Annotated in this window: 12 protein-coding genes and 1 tRNA gene; 5 read left to right on the top strand and 8 right to left on the bottom strand. The window is 35.6% G+C overall.

The annotated features are described in order from the left end of the window. Positions 1–15: 15 nt before the first annotated feature. Positions 16–3,186, bottom strand: coding sequence for a TAT-variant-translocated molybdopterin oxidoreductase (locus Q0787_RS17855; protein WP_298904429.1), 3,171 nt, complete (start codon positions 3,184–3,186; stop codon positions 16–18). 33 nt (positions 3,187–3,219) lie between these two features. Then, positions 3,220–4,533 carry a c-type cytochrome gene (locus Q0787_RS17850; protein WP_298904509.1) on the bottom strand — a complete coding sequence of 438 codons (1,314 nt, stop codon included), beginning with the start codon at positions 4,531–4,533 and terminating at the stop codon, positions 3,220–3,222. 244 nt (positions 4,534–4,777) lie between these two features. Here Q0787_RS17850 and Q0787_RS17845 point away from each other — a divergent pair, with 244 nt between their 5' ends. Continuing rightward, complete coding sequence (locus Q0787_RS17845) at positions 4,778–5,158, top strand: SPOR domain-containing protein (protein ID WP_298904427.1); 381 nt, start codon at positions 4,778–4,780, stop codon at positions 5,156–5,158. A gap of 88 nt (positions 5,159–5,246) precedes the next feature. Here the strand turns inward: Q0787_RS17845 and infB are convergent, their stop codons facing one another. From infB to rimP, 3 genes are all read right to left on the bottom strand, one after another. Continuing rightward, on the bottom strand, positions 5,247–8,000 hold the full coding sequence (gene infB, locus Q0787_RS17840; RefSeq protein WP_298904425.1) for a translation initiation factor IF-2: 2,754 nt from the start codon (positions 7,998–8,000) through the stop codon (positions 5,247–5,249). Between the two features lie 65 nt (positions 8,001–8,065). Further along, positions 8,066–9,298 (bottom strand): transcription termination factor NusA, encoded by a 1,233-nt coding sequence (gene nusA / locus Q0787_RS17835; RefSeq protein ID WP_298761434.1) that lies wholly within the window; start codon positions 9,296–9,298, stop codon positions 8,066–8,068. Between the two features lie 9 nt (positions 9,299–9,307). Beyond that, positions 9,308–9,772 (bottom strand): ribosome assembly cofactor RimP, encoded by a 465-nt coding sequence (gene rimP / locus Q0787_RS17830; protein ID WP_298904423.1) that lies wholly within the window; start codon positions 9,770–9,772, stop codon positions 9,308–9,310. 153 nt (positions 9,773–9,925) lie between these two features. On the opposite strand from rimP, the gene Q0787_RS17825 reads away from it, so the two are divergent. Beyond that, the gene (locus tag Q0787_RS17825) at positions 9,926–10,750 is read left to right on the top strand and encodes a universal stress protein (protein WP_298904421.1); all 825 of its coding nucleotides are present in this window, start codon (positions 9,926–9,928) and stop codon (positions 10,748–10,750) included. A gap of 52 nt (positions 10,751–10,802) precedes the next feature. Here Q0787_RS17825 and Q0787_RS17820 read toward each other — a convergent pair. Continuing rightward, positions 10,803–10,875 (bottom strand) — tRNA-Gln (locus Q0787_RS17820). 150 nt (positions 10,876–11,025) lie between these two features. Here Q0787_RS17820 and Q0787_RS17815 point away from each other — a divergent pair. Next, entirely contained in the window at positions 11,026–14,349 is a 3,324-nt protein-coding gene (locus Q0787_RS17815) for a DUF2723 domain-containing protein (RefSeq protein WP_298904419.1), read from the top strand. Positions 14,350–14,360: 11 nt separating this feature from the next. Further along, entirely contained in the window at positions 14,361–14,996 is a 636-nt protein-coding gene (locus Q0787_RS17810; protein ID WP_298904417.1) for a polysaccharide deacetylase family protein, read from the top strand. Position 14,997: 1 nt separating this feature from the next. On the opposite strand, the gene Q0787_RS17805 is transcribed toward Q0787_RS17810, so the two are convergent. Both Q0787_RS17805 and Q0787_RS17800 read right to left on the bottom strand, forming a co-directional pair. Then, on the bottom strand, positions 14,998–15,294 hold the full coding sequence (locus Q0787_RS17805; protein WP_028871703.1) for a co-chaperone YbbN: 297 nt from the start codon (positions 15,292–15,294) through the stop codon (positions 14,998–15,000). 144 nt (positions 15,295–15,438) lie between these two features. After that, positions 15,439–16,665, bottom strand: coding sequence for a metallophosphoesterase (locus Q0787_RS17800; protein ID WP_298904507.1), 1,227 nt, complete (start codon positions 16,663–16,665; stop codon positions 15,439–15,441). A gap of 112 nt (positions 16,666–16,777) precedes the next feature. Here Q0787_RS17800 and Q0787_RS17795 point away from each other — a divergent pair, with 112 nt between their 5' ends. After that, a complete protein-coding gene (locus Q0787_RS17795) occupies positions 16,778–19,726 on the top strand; it encodes a GH92 family glycosyl hydrolase (protein WP_298904415.1) in 2,949 nt (982 codons plus the stop codon). Positions 19,727–19,731 lie beyond the last annotated feature (5 nt).

Genomic DNA, 19,731 nt, shown 5'->3' with positions numbered 1-19,731 from the left:
TTTCTTAATTAATTTTTATGCTTCTGTTGTATTTCTCACTTTAGTATGATACTGAACATTTGGTTTAGTACCGACACTTTCTAATAAGTGATACATACGATCATCTTCTTTTAGTTTTGCAACTTTACTGTGCTTATCGTTGATATCTCCAAACACCATCGCTCCACTGCTACAAGCTGCAGAACACGCTGTTTTGAAATCACCATCTTTAACTGGGCGTCCGTCACGCTTAGCATCAAGAATTGTTTTCTGTGTCATTTGAATACACATAGAACACTTTTCCATCACACCACGAGAACGTACAACGACATCTGGGTTTAATACCATACGACCTAAATCGTCATTCATGTAGTAATCAAACTCATCGTTATTGTTGTATAAGAACCAGTTAAAACGACGTACTTTATACGGACAGTTATTTGCACAATAACGTGTACCTACACAACGGTTATATGCCATATGATTTTGACCTTGACGACCATGTGATGTTGCCGCTACTGGACAAACAGTTTCACAAGGTGCATGGTTACAATGTTGGCACATTACTGGTTGGAATACTACTTGAGGATTATCAGCTGGATCTTCTAATCTAGCAAATGTAGATAAAGAACCGTCGCCTTCACCATCACCAAATAGATAGTTTCCTAATCCTAATCCATCAGCATCATCTTTTTCAACAAGATCTTCTTCGAACGTGTCATTAGATGAGTAATATCTATCTATTCGTAACCAGTGCATATCACGGCTACGTCTAACTTCCACTTTACCAACTACAGGAACATTATTTTCAGCATGACATGCAATAACACATGCGCCACAACCTGTACAGGCATTTAAGTCGATTGATAAGTTAAAGTGATGTCCAATTGAACGATCAAACTCATCCCATAAATCAACTTTCTCAGAAGTTACTTCAACAGGTTCGTGATTTAAAGATACCGTTGGAATAGCATTCCAATGATTTCTGTCTTTAGAGTTAAAAATCTCTAATGTCGTTTCTCTTACAAGATCACCACGACCCATTAATGTATTTTGCAACTGTGTACAAGCAAATTCATGCTCGCCACCAATATCTTTTAATGAGACATCGGTTTGAGTTGTATTAAAATCTTTATAGAAATGGTACGCATTCTTTCCAGTTTGCATATCCGCTTTTAAACCATCTTTACGACCATAACCTAAGGCTAAACCAATAGAACCTTGTGCTTGCCCAGGTTGAATAATAACAGGTACTGTTACAGGAACTCCATTTACAGTTAACTCTACTAAACTAGAGTTTAAGCCTCCATTTGCAACATGCCAGTTTTTAACTTGATACTTCTCTGCATCCTTAGCAGACATTGTCAAGTAGTTATCCCAAGTTGTTCGTGTTAAAGGATCTGGTAATTCTTGTAACCAAGGGTTATTAGCTTGCTGACCATCACCCATACTCACTTTAGTATATAGTGATAACTCTAAACCTGCACTAGGCTTAGCAGATGCTAAAGCTCGTGCCGCACTTCCTGCTGAAACAGCTGAAGCAGTTGGTTCTGCATCTGCAGATGTATCATCGGTAGATGTATCAGCATCGGCAGTTGTATCTACAGTTTCTGTAGCAATACTGCCAACATAAACACCATCTTGTAATGCTTTATTAAAAGATGATCCTGTTAAAATATTACTTCCCCAAGCCTCTTTTATGTACTCGCGATAGCTTTTATCACTACCTGTCCATAATAATAACGCTTGTTGGAATTGACGTGTATCAAACAACGGACGAATTGTCGGTTGCATTAAACTATAATGTCCTTTTTTAAGCTCAACATCTCCCCAAGATTCTAAATAGTGAGGTGCTGCAGCAACATATTGTGAAACCTTAGCCGTTTCATCTGCTTTCATCGAAAACAAAATCGATAAGTCTGTCTCAGCTAAACCTGCAGCAAAATCTGAAGCATTAGGTAAAGTGTACATTGGGTTAACACCACTCATGATGATACCTCCAACATTACCCGCTTTCATATCTGCTACTAATTTAGAAACAGATGCGTTATTACCTTGTCTTGTTAATATAGGAGTCTCTGGATCAAACGCTTTACTTCCAAGGGCTTCATTGATGGCAATGGCAACTGTTTGCGCATTCACGTCTTGAATACCTGTTACTAAAACACCATTACCTCTAGCTAGTTTTAATTCTGAAGCCGCCTTTTGAACAGCTGTATTTATATGTTCTGGTAAATCTACAGATACTGCTCCACCAACCACTTCGCTATATAATTTAGCTAAAGCAAGTTTTTGCTGAGTTGGTGTTAATGGCACACGTTTATCTGCGTTCGCGCCAGTAAGTGACATATTAGATTCAAACTGAATGTGGCGTGACATTTTTCCATCTTTAGGAACGCGACCTTGCGCATATCCAGCGTCAAATCCTCCACCTTGCCAATCTGATAAGAAATCGGCTCCAACAGAAACAATAGTAGTTGCTTTTGAGAAATCGTAGCTTGCCATTCCACGTGTACCATACTGAGCTTGATATGCATCTAGCGCAGCAGATTCTGAAACTGCATCATAAACCACGTGACGAACATTTCCGTATTTCGCTTTAAATTCTGCAATTAATTTTGACGTTGAAGGACTTGCATACGTTTGTGTTAGTATTACAATCTCCTTACCAGCATTCATCAAGTCTGTTAGACTTTGATTAGTCTCAGCATCAAAGGTTTCCCAAGAAATAGCGCTTCCACCTTTCATTGGGCCTTTAACTCTTAAACTATCATATAGTCCTAAAACAGAAGCGTTAACTCTTGCATTAGCACTATTATTTGTTTTTGCTAAGTTGTTGTTTTCAATTTTGATTGGACGACCTTCACGTGTTTTTACTAAAACACTAGCAAAATCAAATCCGTTTGCAATTGTCGTTGCATAGTAGTTAGCTACACCAGGAGTAATAGACTCTGGTTGCACTACATAAGGAATTGATTTTATTACAGGTCCTTCACAAGCTGCTAAAGATGCAGCAGCAGTACTAAAACCTACATACTTCAAAAAGTCACGACGCGTAGTAGAAGAGGCTTCTAATGTTTCTTTATCTCCTAAAAATTCATCAGTAGGAATCTCTTCAACAAATTCATTTTGTTTTAGCGTCTCAACAATAGAGCTATTCTCTTTTAGCTCTTCAACACTTTTCCAGTATTTCTTGTTTGATGACATATTATATAATTGAATTACTTCTTATTAAATTTATTAATAGTGACACTTACCACATTCTAGTCCACCCATTTGAGCGACAGTAAGTTTGTCTACACCATATTTTTTAGATAATTGCTCATGTATTTTAGTGTAATACGCATTATCTTTTACATTTACATCTGTTTCTCTATGACAGTTGATACACCATCCCATCGTTAAAGATGAATATTGATATACAACTTCCATTTCCTCTACAGGACCATGACATGTTTGACATTCTACACCAGCAACAGTAACGTGTTGTGAGTGATTGAAATATGCAAAGTCTGGAAGGTTATGAATTCTAACCCATCTTACTGGTTTAGATTCTCCTGTGTAGTTTTGACCATCCCATCCAACAGCATCATATAACTTTTGGATTTCGGCATTGTAATCTTTATTAAATTCTGCTAGACCTTGTTGTTGCGTCTCAGGAGATACTTCAAATACAGATTTGTGACAGTTCATACAAATATTAAGTGAAGGAATACCAGATGTTTTACTTACTCTAGAAGATGAGTGACAGTACTTACAGTCAACACCGTTTTCACCAGCGTGAATTCTATGTGAGAAATGTATTGGTTGTACAGGTTCGTAACCTTGATCTACACCTATTTGAGATAAATATCCATAAACAAAATATGCACTCGCTAATAAGAAGAAGATTGCAGTCACCAATACTAAAAATTGATTTTGAACAAAAGCTTTCCATATTGGAAGGCTCTTATCTTTAGTAGCAGCTTCAATCCCTTTTTCTTCAGCAAAACGATTTAATGTACGTCTTACTAACACTAAAGCCATTGCTAATAATGCAAATAACACAGCTAAAGCGCCTAAGATTAATTTGTTTGAGATTCCTTCTGCTTGAGAAACCTCTCCACCTTCAGGTTTAACATAACCTGGACAATCAGGAGAAGATTGCGGATTTAGTTCACAAGGATCCACAGCCGTAAAAGCTAAAATATCTGTAATATCCTGATCTGATAAAGCAGCAAACGCATTCATTGGCGTCTGACTGTATTCATTGTAAATCTTATTTGCATAAGCATCGCCAGAACTAATTAAATCGGCACTATTTCTAATCCATTTATTTAACCACTCTCTATCTAAACCTTGATCTTCTTCCAAACGCGCCTGAACATTTCTCAACGCAGGACCTGTCATAACACGGTCTAGGTTGTGACAAGAAGCACAATTGGTATTAAATAAAGCTTTTCCTTTTGAAATGTCGCCTTCTTGGGCATTAAGTGAAGTGGAAAACGTGAGTAAAATAACCAGTCCTAAATAAGGAATCTTTGAGGCTAGTTGACGGTAAATCACCTGTATCATATTGTTAGTTGAATTATCTTCTAAACTTTGGTATGATTTTTTCATTATTACTATTGAAAAAAACGTTTGTAAAATCTCATGCAAAAATAACATATAAAGTCGATTTTGGAAATGTTACAGAACTGTTAATTGATAATTTATAAGGATTCTAAATAATATTTTAGCCGCCAATTTAGTTATTAATTTTAACTCTGGAAACAACAGTCAAAAAAAAACGTTTTCTTTGTACTAAATTTCAAAAATTATGAAAGTAAATAATCTCAAAATAGCAGTCTTAATTTTAGCTTTCTTGGCTATTGGAAACCAGACCTTTGCCCAAGATGGAACGGTTACTATTGACCAAGACAGTGACATCACGAAGCTCTTAGAATATAAGAAAGATGTAAAAACTGCCGATTTATATAAAATACAATTAGATTTTGGATCGCGATCTGAGGCTATGGCTTTGCGCCAAAAATTTAGAAACACATTTTCGCAATGGCCATCAGAATTAGTTTATGAAACTCCTAATTATAAAGTTTGGGTTGGAAATTTTAATACGCGACTAGAAGCAGATATTGCACTCTTAAAAATTAAAAAGAAATTTTCAAAAGCTATGGTTTTCGAACCTAAAAAAGAAGATTAAAGCTAGGGCTTAGAAAACCACGATAAAGCATATAAAAAAAGCGACTTAATTAAGTCGCTTTTTTTATTCTCTATTTGTTATGTATTTATTACTTGAGTTTCTTTTTCACCTCAACTTCTTGGAATGCTTCTAATACATCATCCACTTGTATATCATTGTAACCTTTAAGTTGCATACCACAATCATAGCCTTTAGACACTTCTTTAGCATCATCTTTAAAACGTTTCAACGATACCAATTCACCTGTATGAATAACAACACCATCTCTAATTAAACGGATTCCAGAATTTCTAAAGATTTTTCCGTTAGTTACCATACATCCAGCAATAGTACCAATTTTCGAAATCTTAAAGGTTTCTCTAATTTCAGCAGTACCAGTAATCTCTTCTTTAAGCTCTGGAGATAACATACCTTCCATCGCATCTTTAAGATCATTGATTGCATCATAGATAATTGAATATGTTCTGATATCGATTTCTTCCTTATCTGCTATTTGACGTGCATTACCCATTGGACGCACATTGAACCCAATAATAATGGCATCTGATGCTGTTGCCAACAAGACGTCACTTTCGGTAATAGCTCCAACTCCTTTGTGAATGATTTTAACTTCAATTTCTTCAGTAGAGAGCTTTTGGAACGAATCTGTTAAGGCTTCAACCGATCCATCCACATCACCTTTCAATATAATATTAAGTTCTTTAAAGTTACCAAGAGCAATACGACGACCGATTTCATCTAATGTTGTATGCTTAGTTGTTCTTACGGTTTGTTCACGTTGCAGTTGTGTACGTTTAATCGCTATTTGTTTCGCTTCACGCTCATCTTCAAAGACATTGAACTTGTCACCCGCTTGTGGTGCTCCATCTAAACCTAAAATTGACACTGGTGTTGATGGTCCTGCAGCAGCAACTTCGTTACCACGCTCATCATGCATAGCTTTCACTTTACCACTGTTTTTCCCTGCAAGCACATAATCTCCAACACTTAAAGTTCCAGCTTGAACTAAAATAGTAGATACATATCCACGACCTTTATCTAAGAACGCTTCTACAACAGTACCTGTTGCATTTTTATTAGGATTCGCTTTAAGCTCTAACAATTCGGCTTCAAGCAACACTTTTTCAAGTAACTCTTTAATTCCTGTACCATTTTTAGCCGAAATATCATGAGATTGGATTTTTCCTCCCCAGTCTTCAACTAATAAGTTCATTTGAGCTAATCCCTCTTTTACTTTTTCAGGATTTGCACCAGGCTTATCAATTTTATTTATTGCAAAAACAATTGGCACTTCAGCAGCTTGTGCATGGGCAATTGCTTCCTTGGTTTGTGGCATGATAGAATCATCCGCAGCCACTACAATAATTGCAATATCTGTAACTTGAGCACCACGAGCACGCATCGCTGTAAAGGCCTCGTGACCTGGTGTATCAAGGAAAGCAATTTTTTGTCCGCTATCCAACTGAACACCATAGGCTCCAATATGTTGTGTAATTCCACCAGACTCACCAGCAATTACATTTTCTTTACGAATGTAATCCAGTAATGACGTTTTACCATGATCTACGTGACCCATTACGGTTACAATAGGAGCACGTGCTTCTAAATCTTCTGGTTTATCTTCTATTTCTTCAATAGACTCTTCAATATCCGCCGTTACGAAATCTACTTCATAACCAAATTCATCAGCTACAACAGATAAAGTTTCAGCATCTAATCTTTGGTTCATGGTTACCATCATACCAAGCGACATACACGCTGAGATAATTTCTGTCACTGAGACATTCATCATCGTAGCAACCTCACTAGCAGTAACAAACTCTGTTACCTTTAGTATTTTACTTTCAGCCGCTTCTGCCTGTAGATCTTTTTCCGTTTGCTCTCTATGCTGCTCACGTTTTTCTCTACGGTATTTAGCGCCTTTTCCTTTATTAGATTTTCCTTGAAGTTTCTCTAAAGTTTCACGTACCTGTTTCTGTACTTCTTCTGCACTAGGCTCTTCTTTTACAACAGAACGTTTTCCTTGGTTTTTACCTTTGTATCCACCTCTTTGATTTCCGCCTCTGTTATTAGGTCTGTTATCACCACCAGATGGTCCTTTACTAATACGGCGTCTTTTCTTTTTATTATCAGAATCTGAATCAGATTTCTTTTCTTCTTTCTTTTTCTTAGGCTTATTAAACTTAGATAAATCGATCTTATCTCCAGCAATTTTAGGCCCTGAAAGTTTCTTATACTGTGTTTTAAGCGTTTCCTCTACAGGTTCGGCAGGAGTCGCCGGCGTTTCGGTTTTGGCCTCAACTTCTTTTTTAGGCGCTTCTTTGGCTTTTGGTTTCTCAACCGCTTTAGGCGCTGCTTTCACTGGTGCCTCTTCCTTCGCAACTTCCTTCTTCTTAGGCGCTTCTTCCTTCGGGGCTTCTTCTTTTTTAGGGGCTTCTTCCTTAGGAGCTTCCTCTTTTATAGATGCTTCTTCTTTAGCCTCTTCCTTTTCTTTCTTGTTTAAGTCGATTTTTCCAACTTGCTTAGGACCACTTAATTCTGCTTTGGCCTTAACCACTTCACGACTCTTGGCTTCTCTTTGAGCTTTCTCTTCCAATTCACGCTCACGTTGCTCTCGCAACTCTTCTTTTTCTTTTAGCTTCGCTTCGCTAACTTCTAAAGAAGCTACTTTTTTACTAGCGTCGGTTTGAAATTCGTTGGAAAGAATTACATAAACCTCCTCTGATATTTTTGTATTAGGACTCTTCTCTATCTCGACACCTTTTGATTCTAAAAAATCAACTGCGCGATCTATAGAGATGTTTAATTCCCTTAATACTTTATTTAATCTCGTTTGAGCCATAAATTGTGTAATATAACTTAAAAATATATTCTACCAAATTAACTTTTTATTGCATAAGTTTGGTATTAATCTTCGAATTCTTCTTTAAGAATTCTAATAACATCTAAAATTGTTTCTTCTTCTAAATCTGTACGCTTCACTAAATCATCAACATCTTGTTCAAGTACACTTTTTGCGGTATCTAAACCAACTTTACTAAATTCATCAATAATCCATCCTTCGATTTCATCTGAGAACTCAGTTAATTCTACATCTTCTTCAGCACCTTCTCTAAATACATCTATCTCATAACCAGTTAATTTACCAGCTAATCTAATATTGTGACCACCTCTACCAATAGCTTTTGAAACCTCTTCTGGTTTTAATAGCACTTCTGCACGTTTGTTTTCTTCATCAAGTTTGATCGAAGTTACTCTTGCTGGGCTTAATGCTCTAGTGATGAATAATTGTAAGTTATTTGTATAATTAATAACATCAATATTTTCATTCCCTAATTCACGAACAATACCATGAATTCTAGATCCTTTCATTCCAACACAAGCTCCAACAGGATCAATTCTATCATCATAAGAATCTACAGCTACTTTCGCTTTTTCTCCTGGAATTCGCACTACGTTTTTAATAGTGATTAATCCGTCAAATACTTCAGGGATTTCTTGCTCAAACAATTTTTCTAAGAACGCTGGTGCTGTTCTAGACATGATAATTGCTGGCTTATTTCCTTTTAATTCAACACTTTCAATAATTCCTCTAACATTCTCTCCTTTTCTGAAAAAGTCTGAAGGTATTTGTTTATCCTTTGGAAGGATGATTTCGTTACCTTCATCATCTAACAAGATGATTGCTCTATGTCTAATATGATGAACTTCTGCTGAGTAAATCTCTCCTTCTAATTCTTTAAATTGCTTATAAATATTAGTATTGTCATGCTCGTGAATTTTAGAAATCAAATTTTGACGTAATGCCAAAATTGAGCGACGTCCTAAATCTACGAGCTTCACTTCTTCAGCTACATCTTCTCCAACTTCAAAATCAGGTTCAATTTTTTGAGCTTCAGACAATGCAATTTCTTGATTCGGTTCTTCTACTTCATCATCTGCAACAACAATTCTATTTCTCCAAATCTCTAAATCTCCTTTATCTGGATTAATAATAATATCAAAATTATCGTCATCACCATATTTCTTTTTCAATGCATTTCTTAATACATCTTCTAAAATCGCCATTAACGTTACACGATCTATTAATTTATCGTCTTTAAATTCTGAAAAAGAATCAATTAACGCAATATTTTCCATAACTATGAATTAAAATTTTATTACAACTTGAGCTTTTGAAATCGTATCATACGAAATCTCTGCTTGTTTTTTTACGGTTACTTTTCCTTTACCAACTGGCTTAGGTTCTCTTGCCTTCCATTCTAAAAGAATCTTATCCTCATTAACCTGAGTAAGTTTTCCTTCTATGGTTTCGTTCGTTGTTGTTTTCACGCTAAGCATTCTACCTAGGTTTTTTTTATACTGTCGTTTATTAGTAAATGGTGCAGCTGCACCTGCTGATAATACCTCCAACGAAAAATCCTGTTCTTCACGATCTAAGTTATGCTCTATAGCGCGGCTTATAAACATGCAATCTTCAACTAAAACCCCGTTATCTCCGTCAATTACTATTTTAATAGTGTTATCTGTTAACACATCAAAATCAATTAAAAACAAGTCTTCTCGTTGTTTTAATCCTTCGTCTAATAAATTTTTTACAGTCTCTCTGAACATTTTTAGTATAAAAAGAGCGGACTTCCCGTCCGCTCATTATTCTTTTTTCTTCAAACAACGCTGCAAATATACAACATTTTTATTGATTTTTACAACTGCCGATATGTCGATTTTTATTATTAATTTTATGTAATACAAATCAACACATCAAAAATGAAAAAAATACTAGTTCCAACAGATTTTTCACAAGAAGCAGAAAACGCTCTAAAAGTTGCCTCTCAAATAGCAAAAAAACATGGTAGTGAAATCTATTTATTACACATGTTAGAGATTCCAATGCAGGAAATTGATGCCGTGAGTACGCAAGCAGAAGTCCCTGAGGTAATGTTTTTTATGAAAATGGCTCATCAAAAATTTGAAGACATCATGAATAGTGAATACCTCGATGATTTAACTGTGCATGAAATCGTTAAGCCTGATGGTTCTTTTAATGGTATTTCTGAAATTTGCAAAGAACATGGTATTACAATGATTACTATGGGTTCTCATGGCGCAAGTGGTATTAAGGAGATGTTTGTTGGATCTAATGCCGAAAAAGCAGTACGAAACTCTGATGTACCCGTTTTAGTTATAAAAAATAGTCATGATGATTTTAGTGTTGATGATATTGTGTTTGCGTCAGATTTTAAAAACGATAACAAAGAAACCTATAGACAAGCTACAGAGTTTGCAACAGCTTTTGGGGCTCAAGTTCACTTATTAATGGTAAATACTGCTAGTAATTTTACAACCACAAAAAAAGCAAATGACCGCATCATTAATTTTATTGAAGATTACAGCTTCAAAAACTACACTATAAATATTTATAATGACGAATCTGTGGAAAAGGGTGTACTTAACTTTTCAAAACAAATTGATGCCGATTTGATAGGAATAAGTACTCATGGCCGACAAGGAATTGCACATTTCTTTAATGGAAGTATTAGTGAGGACCTTGTTAACCATGCTAAAAGACCAGTAATTACCTTTAAGATTTAATCGTTATACCGTTAAATAAAAAAAGTCTTCCATTTATAGGAAGACTTTTTTGTTGGCCCACTAGGGATCGAACCTAGACTCTTTGGTACCAAAAACCAATGTGTTGCCAGTTACACCATAGGCCAATCTCTTAAAGAGGATGCAAATTTACTACAAAGTTTTATTTGTACAAATAATTTTTTATAAAATAATTAAAAAATGGTAACGTTTACTTAAAATCTATAGCGTTTATCATATTTATTAGTAAATTCGCTCGCATTAAATAGACTATTTTTATGACACATTTCAACTTCAAGAAATGGAATACCATTTTAGGATGGTTAGCTTTTACCGTAGCTTTAATTACCTATGCCTTAACTATAGAGCCAACCGTGAGCTTTTGGGATGCCGGCGAATATATACTTACCTCTTCTAAATTGCAAGTAGGTCATCCTCCTGGCGCACCACTATTTCAAATGCTAGGCGCTTTTTTCTCAATGTTTGCCCTTGAACCTGCCCAAATAGGCGCCATGCTCAATATGATGAGCGCTGTTTCAAGTGCATTCACAATTCTTTTTATGTTTTGGACCATTACAATGTTATTGCGTAAACTGGCCAAAAATGAAGACGAAAAATTATCAAAAAATGCATCTGTAGCTATCTTAGGAAGCGCTCTTGTTGGAAGTTTGGCATTTACATTCACCGATTCGTTTTGGTTTAATGCCGTGGAAACAGAAGTATATGCTATGGCTACCCTAATTATGTCTATACTGTTTTACTTAGGACTGAGATGGGAAAGAGACATGCATGAACCAAGAGGTCATAGATGGTTAATATTAATTGCTTTTGTTATCGGTTTATCTTTTGGGGTTCACTTCATGGGATTATTAACTATTCCTGCTCTAGGACTTATCTATTTCTTTAAGAACTATAAAACAATTACAGTTACAAATTTTATTCTAGCCAATGTAATTTCAGCCGCCATTCTCTTATTTATATTTAAGTTATTATTACCTAATGCGCTTCGTTTCTTTGGCTGGATGGAAGTCACTATTGTAAATAGTATTGGATTACCTTTCCACTCTGGAACAATTATCGCAGCCTTAATTTTAATCGCAGCTTTCTATTTCGGATTAAAATATACGCGTGACAAAGGCTATAAATATGCAAACACATTAACGCTTTGCTTAATTTTTATTTTTATTGGCTTCTCATCATGGACCATGTTACCTATTCGGGCTAATGCCAATGTGATTATTAATGAGAATGATCCTTCGAGCGCAAGAGAATTGCTCGCCTATTACAACTTAGAGCAGTATCCAGAAACACATTTGTTTTATGGACCATTATTTACAGATCAGTACACAGGTTTAGATAGCAACAACCCTTACATAGACGACAAGCCGAAATATGAAAAAGATTATGAAAAAGGAGAATATGTCATTGTAAATGAATGGGAAAACACGAAACAAAATTATAATTCTGATCAGGCCGCATGGTTACCAAGAATGTGGAGCACAGAGCATGCCGAAAATTATATGATGTTTACAGGCTTATTGGATTTTAGAATCAAACCTGAATTTCAAATGGATAATGACGTGCGCCGCGTCGTAAATGAATTTAGGAGCGAAGTTGCTCAGGGAAAAATTGATTATGAAGATTATCATAGCTTCCTCAGACAATTTGGACGTGATTATCTGGACATACAGAAGCCTTCCTTTGGTGACAACCTTTATTACATGTTAGACTACCAATTAGGCTATATGTATTGGCGCTATTTTATGTGGAATTTTGCTGGTAGACAGGACGACATTCAAGGTAAATATGACGATTTACATGGCAACTGGATTAGTGGTATAGATTTTATTGACGAGAGTTCATGGCGTTTAGGGATGTCTCAAGACAATCTGCCTAGTGACGTTGCCAATAACAAGTCTCGAAACACATACTACATGCTACCTTTAATCTTAGGGGTCATAGGGTTTTTATTTGTACTTACTAGAGATCCTAAACGCTTTTGGGTACTCCTTGTTTTCTTCTTATTCACAGGAATAGCCATTCAATTTTACACCAATGTAAGACCATTTGAACCTCGTGAGAGGGATTATTCCGTAGTAGGTTCTTTCTATGTATTTGCTATCTGGATAGGCTTTGGAGTTTATGCCATTTTTGATTTGCTTCGGAAATATGCCAACTCTAAATTTTTGGCACCTGCTATCACCTTAGTTTGTCTATTTCTAGTTCCTGGCATTTTAGCAGCCGAAAACTGGGATGATCACGATAGATCGGCAAAATGCACAGCACAAGCAATGGCAAGGAAGTATTTAGAATCTTGTGCACCAAACTCGATTTTGTTTACTATTGGTGATAATGATAGTTTCCCACTTTGGTATTTACAAGAAATAGAAGGTGTTAGAACAGATGTACGTGTTGTCAATACAAGTTTATTCCAAACCGATTGGTATATAGATCAAATGAAACGAAAAGCTTATGATAGTGATCCAATACCATCGCAATTAACGCATGATCAGTATAGGTTTGGAACACGTGATGTTATAATGAAATATGAACTCACCAGAGACACCATGCTCATTAAAGACTTTATAAATTTCATTTCTAATGATGATCCAAGATATAAGTTGAAATATGCAATGCAAAGTCGTGGTGAAAACCCTAACGGTTATCCAGCTCAATTGCAAAATTCAAATTATTTACCTACTTCAAACATTAGAGTACCTGTTAACAAAGACAACGTTTTAGAAAGCGGTATTGTAAAACCAAAAGACGAAGACGAAATAGTACCATACATAGATCTTAAAATTACAGCCGGAGCTTTATATAAAAACCGTCTATTAATGCTTGACATCATTGCTAACAATGACTGGAAACGACCAATATATTTTACAGGTGGTGCTTTTAGCGATGAAGATTATATTTGGATGAAAGACTACCTTCAATTAGATGGTTTGTGTTATAAATTGGTTCCAATTAAAACACCAGTAGATAGAGCAAATCCATTTGATATGGGTCGAGTAGATTCAGATTTAATGTATGAAAAAGTAATGTCATGGGATTGGGGAAATAGCGGTAGCGATAAAATCTATCATGATGTCGAAACTCGAAAAAATGGAATTACCTATAGAGGCAACCTAGCTAGATTAATGGAACAGCTTATAAATGAAAATCAATTTGATAAAGCTGAAAAAGTAGCTGATTTAGCCATGGAAAAAATGCCTGTAAACAAATTTGGCTTTTACACTCTACTTGAGCCTTACATTACAGGTTATTATGAAATAGGCAAAACAGATAAAGCCAGAAAACTTTATACAGATGTAACCAGAAAATATCAGGAAAAATTAACGTATTGGAGTGAGCTTTCTATTGAAAACCAAACTCGATATTTGGATGAAATTGTATCTGATATTGAATGGTATCGCAACCTAGTTGATGTTTTAGTTATCTATAATGATAAAGAATTTGCACTGCAGGAGACAGAGAAGTTTAATAATTACTTGAAATTATTTAAACACTTTACTGGTGATGAAGAACCAGAAACAGAACCTGTAAGAGAAGACAGAGACATTGCTAAAGATACCATTGATAGTATCCTAGGTTTGTAATAAAGAATTAAATGAAAATAGCTCCAGTAAAAACACCTATTGTTGCTAAAAAAATGTTCCCAAATTATCTTTGGGATATTACTACCAGTAGTAAGGAGTTGTACCTCACTTTTGATGATGGTCCAACTCCTGAAATTACCGATTGGACTTTACAAACACTTAAGCGTTATAACGCGAAAGCCACATTTTTCTGTATAGGTTCTAATATTGAAAAATACCCTGGCATATTCCAGAAAATCATTGACGATGGTCATACCATAGGAAACCATACACATCAACATGTTAAGGGCTGGACAACCAAAACCAAAGACTATCTAAGTGAAGTCCGCCTTACACAGACCATTATTGATACCCTAAAAAAAGATGACATAAAATTGTTTCGGCCTCCCTATGGACAAATTAAGCCCAAACAAGGTAAAAAAATAATTAACCTAGGATATAAAATAGTTATGTGGGATGTTCTATCTTTTGATTGGGATCAAAGCCTTTCTGAAGAACAATGTCTTGAAAATGTGTTATCCAAAAGCAAAGCTGGTAGTATCATTGTATTTCACGACAGCGTAAAGGCATCTAAAAACATGACTTATACACTTCCTAAAGTATTAGAACTTTTCAGTAAAAAAGGGTTTGAATTTAAAGCGCTCTAGATTAGATATATTCTTGAACGATTCCTATTAAGGTATTGGCATCTTGCTCACCACTATGCCTCCATTTCATCTCACCATTTTTATAAATGATGAGTGTTGGCAAACCTTTAACACGCAAGGCTTCGGCTAACTCTTTATTTTTATCAACATCGATTTTGATGACCTTTGCTTTATCACCAAGAGCAGCTGCTACATCTCTCATTACTGGATGCATTGCAGTAGATTGCTCATTCCATTCTGTGAAAAAATCTAACAGAACTGGAATATCCACGTCTATAAGTTCCCCAAATTTTGACATACATTTAAACTTTTAAATCTGATATGCATATACAAACCTACATAAAATTTTTGGTAATACTTTAAATAGTATTACCCAGTAGGTTCACTATGACATATTTATAAAAATACGCATTTTCAAAGTAAATATAACATTTCCATACTATTAAGCGTTATTTACTCCCTTTTTAAGTGTAATAACTGTTACTTCTGGCCAAATTCCAACACGACCAGGATATCCTAAATATCCAAACCCTCTATTCACATTTATATACTGACCCAACTCTTCATAAATTCCTGCCCAATACTTATAACGCCATTTTACAGGACTCCATTTAATCCAGCCTGGGATTTCAATTCCAAATTGCATACCATGTGTATGTCCGCTTAATGTCAAATGATAGTGATAATCGTCCTTAATAACTTCTTCCTCCCAATGGCTGGGGTCATGGCTCATAAGAATTTTAAAATCATCTGCAGCAACGTTTTGAGAAGCCTTTTTCAAATCTCCTGCCTTTTTAAATCCACCTTTTCCCCAATTTTCCACACCAACTATGGCAATTCGCTGTCCGTCTCTCTCTAAAAAACGAGACTCATTGAGCAATAAATCATAGCCCATTTCTCTTTGAATTGTTTTTAAATCATTAAGGTTTTTAACTTTGTCTGCCTCGGAAGGCCACCTCACATAATCTCCATAATCGTGATTCCCTAATACAGAAAACACACCATCCTTTGCTTTTAAAGTACCAAAAACATTTTTCCATGGTTCCATTTCAGACGCTTTATTGTTAACCATGTCTCCTGTAAACATAATAACATCCGATTCTTGCTCATTAATAAGATTGACACCATATTCAATTTTTTCGTGATTATCGAAACTACCTGAATGAATATCGCTTATCTGTGTAATGCGATACCCATCAAAGGCTTCTGGTAAATCCTCAAAATGTAAAGTGTAATTCAAAACTCTAAAACGATACTTCCCTTTATACATTCCGTAAAGAAGGGAACTAAATGGAATGGCAGCCAAGCCCAAAGCAATTTGACTAATAAACTTTCTTCGAGATGGTAAATAAAATGAATCTTTCGTTACTAACTTATCATATAAACCTAACGCTCCTCTAACAATATCTTCTCCTAAAAGAATTGGAACAATAACCAAGTTTAACGACATAAAAGCTAATAAAAACCCAAAAGCATAACTCTTTGAAGGGTTAAGTACACGACCTTCTGAGCCAATTGAAAACTGGTAAATAAAATTTCCAGCAATAACAATCGCAATAGCTATAAATAAATAATGCAACCAACTTACCTTGGTTACTGTTTTAACCGCTTGAAATCCGTAAAATGAAAAAAGACTATAGATTAAGATAAATATAATCCAACGTACCATATAATGAAGTTTTTTCAAAGATAACTCATTTTAAAAAGCAACTTAGTTGATAAATTATATTTAACGATACGTTAAGATTTAGTATCTTCCGTTTCGATTAAAAACACCGTCCATGAAACATCTTTTTTTCGTCGTTTTACTAACTTTTTTCCTAATTAGCTGTGAAACGAAACCTCAAATCGAAATTGCCAAAAAAGACAAACCTCTAATTGAATATGTTAACCCCTTTATTGGTACAGGTGGTCATGGACACACATATCCAGGAGCCACAATGCCGTTTGGCATGATGCAATTAAGCCCTGATACTAGACTCGATGGATGGGATGGTTGTTCGGGTTATCACTATAGTGATAATTACATTTATGGTTTCTCTCATACACACCTCAGCGGTACTGGTGTTAGTGATTACGGCGACATTTTATTAATGCCAACCACAAGCATTAATTTTAATAACGGTAGTGACGGAAAACCTGGTTATCGTGCTCATTTTTCTCACGATAATGAAATTGCCCAGCCGGGATATTACAAGGTACACTTAGATTCTACCAATATTGATGTTGAACTTACGGTTTCAAAACGCAGTGGTATGCACAAATACCAATTTCCATCATCCGAAAATCAATATGTAATTCTTGAACTCGATCATCGAGATGAGCTCCTAGATTATAAAATTCAGAAAATAAACGACTCTACTATTTCTGGTTTTAGACACTCAAAAGCATGGGCAACAGATCAAAGATTATTTTATACAATTGAGTTTTCAAAACCTATAAAAAACATCACCTATCAAGATCAAGGCGCCTTGGTTTCTAAAAATTATAAATATCAGAGTAAACAAGCTGCCATTGCTTTCAACAACCCCAACAATGACCCAATTTATGTTAAGATAGGTATTTCGGCGGTTGATAATGATGGAGCTCTCAACAACTTAAAACAAGAAATTGGCAATAAGACATTTGACCACATTAAAACCGATGCCCAGAACGCCTGGGAAAATCAGCTCGATAAACTTGTTGTTGAATCTCAAAACAATGATTATAAAACCAATTTTTATACGTCGTTATATCACACTATGATTGCTCCAAACCTTTATCAAGATGTAGATGGGCGTTATCGAGGTATGGACTTAGAAATTCATGAAACGGGAGATTTTGAATACTATACAGTATTCTCTCTTTGGGACACTTATAGAGCTGCTCATCCCTTATATACTATTATCGAACAAGAGCGCACCAATGACTTTATAAATACGTTCTTAGCCAAATATGATGAAGGTGGTATAATGCCTATTTGGGATCTATCGGCTTGTTATACAGGTTGTATGATTGGCTATCATGCTGTTCCTGTGATTTCCGATGCCTACTTAAAAGGCATAACCAATTATGATACTGAAAAGGCCTTAGAAGCAATGAAACATTCGGCTACTAGAGATAAACTCGGACTTAAATCATACAAAGCACTCGGGTTCATTCCTGTGGAAGAAGAAAGTGAATCAGTTTCCAAAACATTAGAGTACGCCTACGATGACTGGACCATTGCACAAATGGCTAAAGCCATGGGGAAAACTGATGATTATGAATTGTATTCGAAAAGAGCGCAATACTATAAGAACATTTACGACCCTGAAAGTAAATTTATGCGCGGACGTTTTCGTAATACATGGTTTGCCCCTTTTGATCCTTATGAAGTTAACTTCAACTATACCGAAGCCAACTCATGGCAATACAGTTTTTATGTCCCTCAAGACATATCTGGGTTTATGACCTTGTTAGGTGGAAAAGATAAATTAGAAATACAATTAGATGACCTGTTTACCGCTAAAGGCGAAACCTCTGGTCGTAACCAAGCCGATATAACAGGGTTAATAGGGCAATATGCTCACGGAAATGAGCCTAGCCATCACATGGCTTACCTTTATAATTTTGTAAACAAACCACATAAAACCCAAGAGAAGGTTCATCAAATTTTAACAGAACTCTACACCAATGAACCTGATGGTATTTCGGGTAATGAAGACTGTGGACAAATGAGTGCTTGGTACGTTTTTTCATCAATGGGATTCTATCCTGTAACACCTTCTAGCAATGATTATATCATTGGCACTCCGCTGTTTGATAAAGCAACTATCAACTTAGAAAACGGAAAACAATTTACTATTGTTGCAGATAATTTAAGTGATAGAAACATCTATATTGAATATGCATACCTTAACGGAAAAGCCCTTGATAAGACGTTCATTTCTCATAATGACATTATGGATGGAGGCACTTTAGAATTCAAAATGACCGACAATCCTGCTGTTTGGGGAAGTAGAGATGGCCAGGAGCCTAAAACCCAAATTAAGGAGCACGTGATTGTTCCTGCTCCATTTATCGCCAAAGGAGATGTAGCTTTTAAAGGAGATACTGAAGTTGTATTGCAAAATGCAGATTCAGATGCTATTATTTATTACAAGCTCAACGAAGGTGATTATATTAAGTATAGTGATCCGTTTAAAATTTCGGATCCCACTACAATGGTTGTATACTCAGAAAAAAACAACATCAAAAGCGCACTTATTGAAACAAAATTCTACAAAATAGATCCAAATGTATCTATACATCTTGGAACAACATATGCCAATCAATATAATGCTGGAGGCAACGACGCTCTTATAGATGGTATTAGGGGAACTCAAGATTTTAGAACAGGAACGTGGCAAGGTTATTTTGATGAAGATCTTATTGCAACCGTTGACTTAGGCAGTTCTAGGGATATCAATACAATTTCAGTTGGTTTTTTACAAGACCAGCGCTCATGGATTTTCTATCCTACTGAAGTCCGTTGCCTAGTGTCCAATGATGGAAAACTATTTAAACCTTTTGCGCCTAAACGGGTTATTGATGCTGCACAACCTTCAGAGGATGTTTCAATACAACAATTAGATTTCAGTAACACATCGAAAAAATATCGCTATATCAGAGTGATTGCTAAAAAATTAGGAGAACTTCCCAAATGGCATTTAGGTTACCCACACGATGGCCGAAGTTGGCTATTTGTAGATGAAATTTCAATTAAATAAGAGCC

The organism is uncultured Psychroserpens sp. (genome assembly GCF_947492715.1).
Classification (GTDB): domain Bacteria; phylum Bacteroidota; class Bacteroidia; order Flavobacteriales; family Flavobacteriaceae; genus Psychroserpens.
This window is presented reverse-complemented; position numbering and strand designations above follow the sequence as displayed.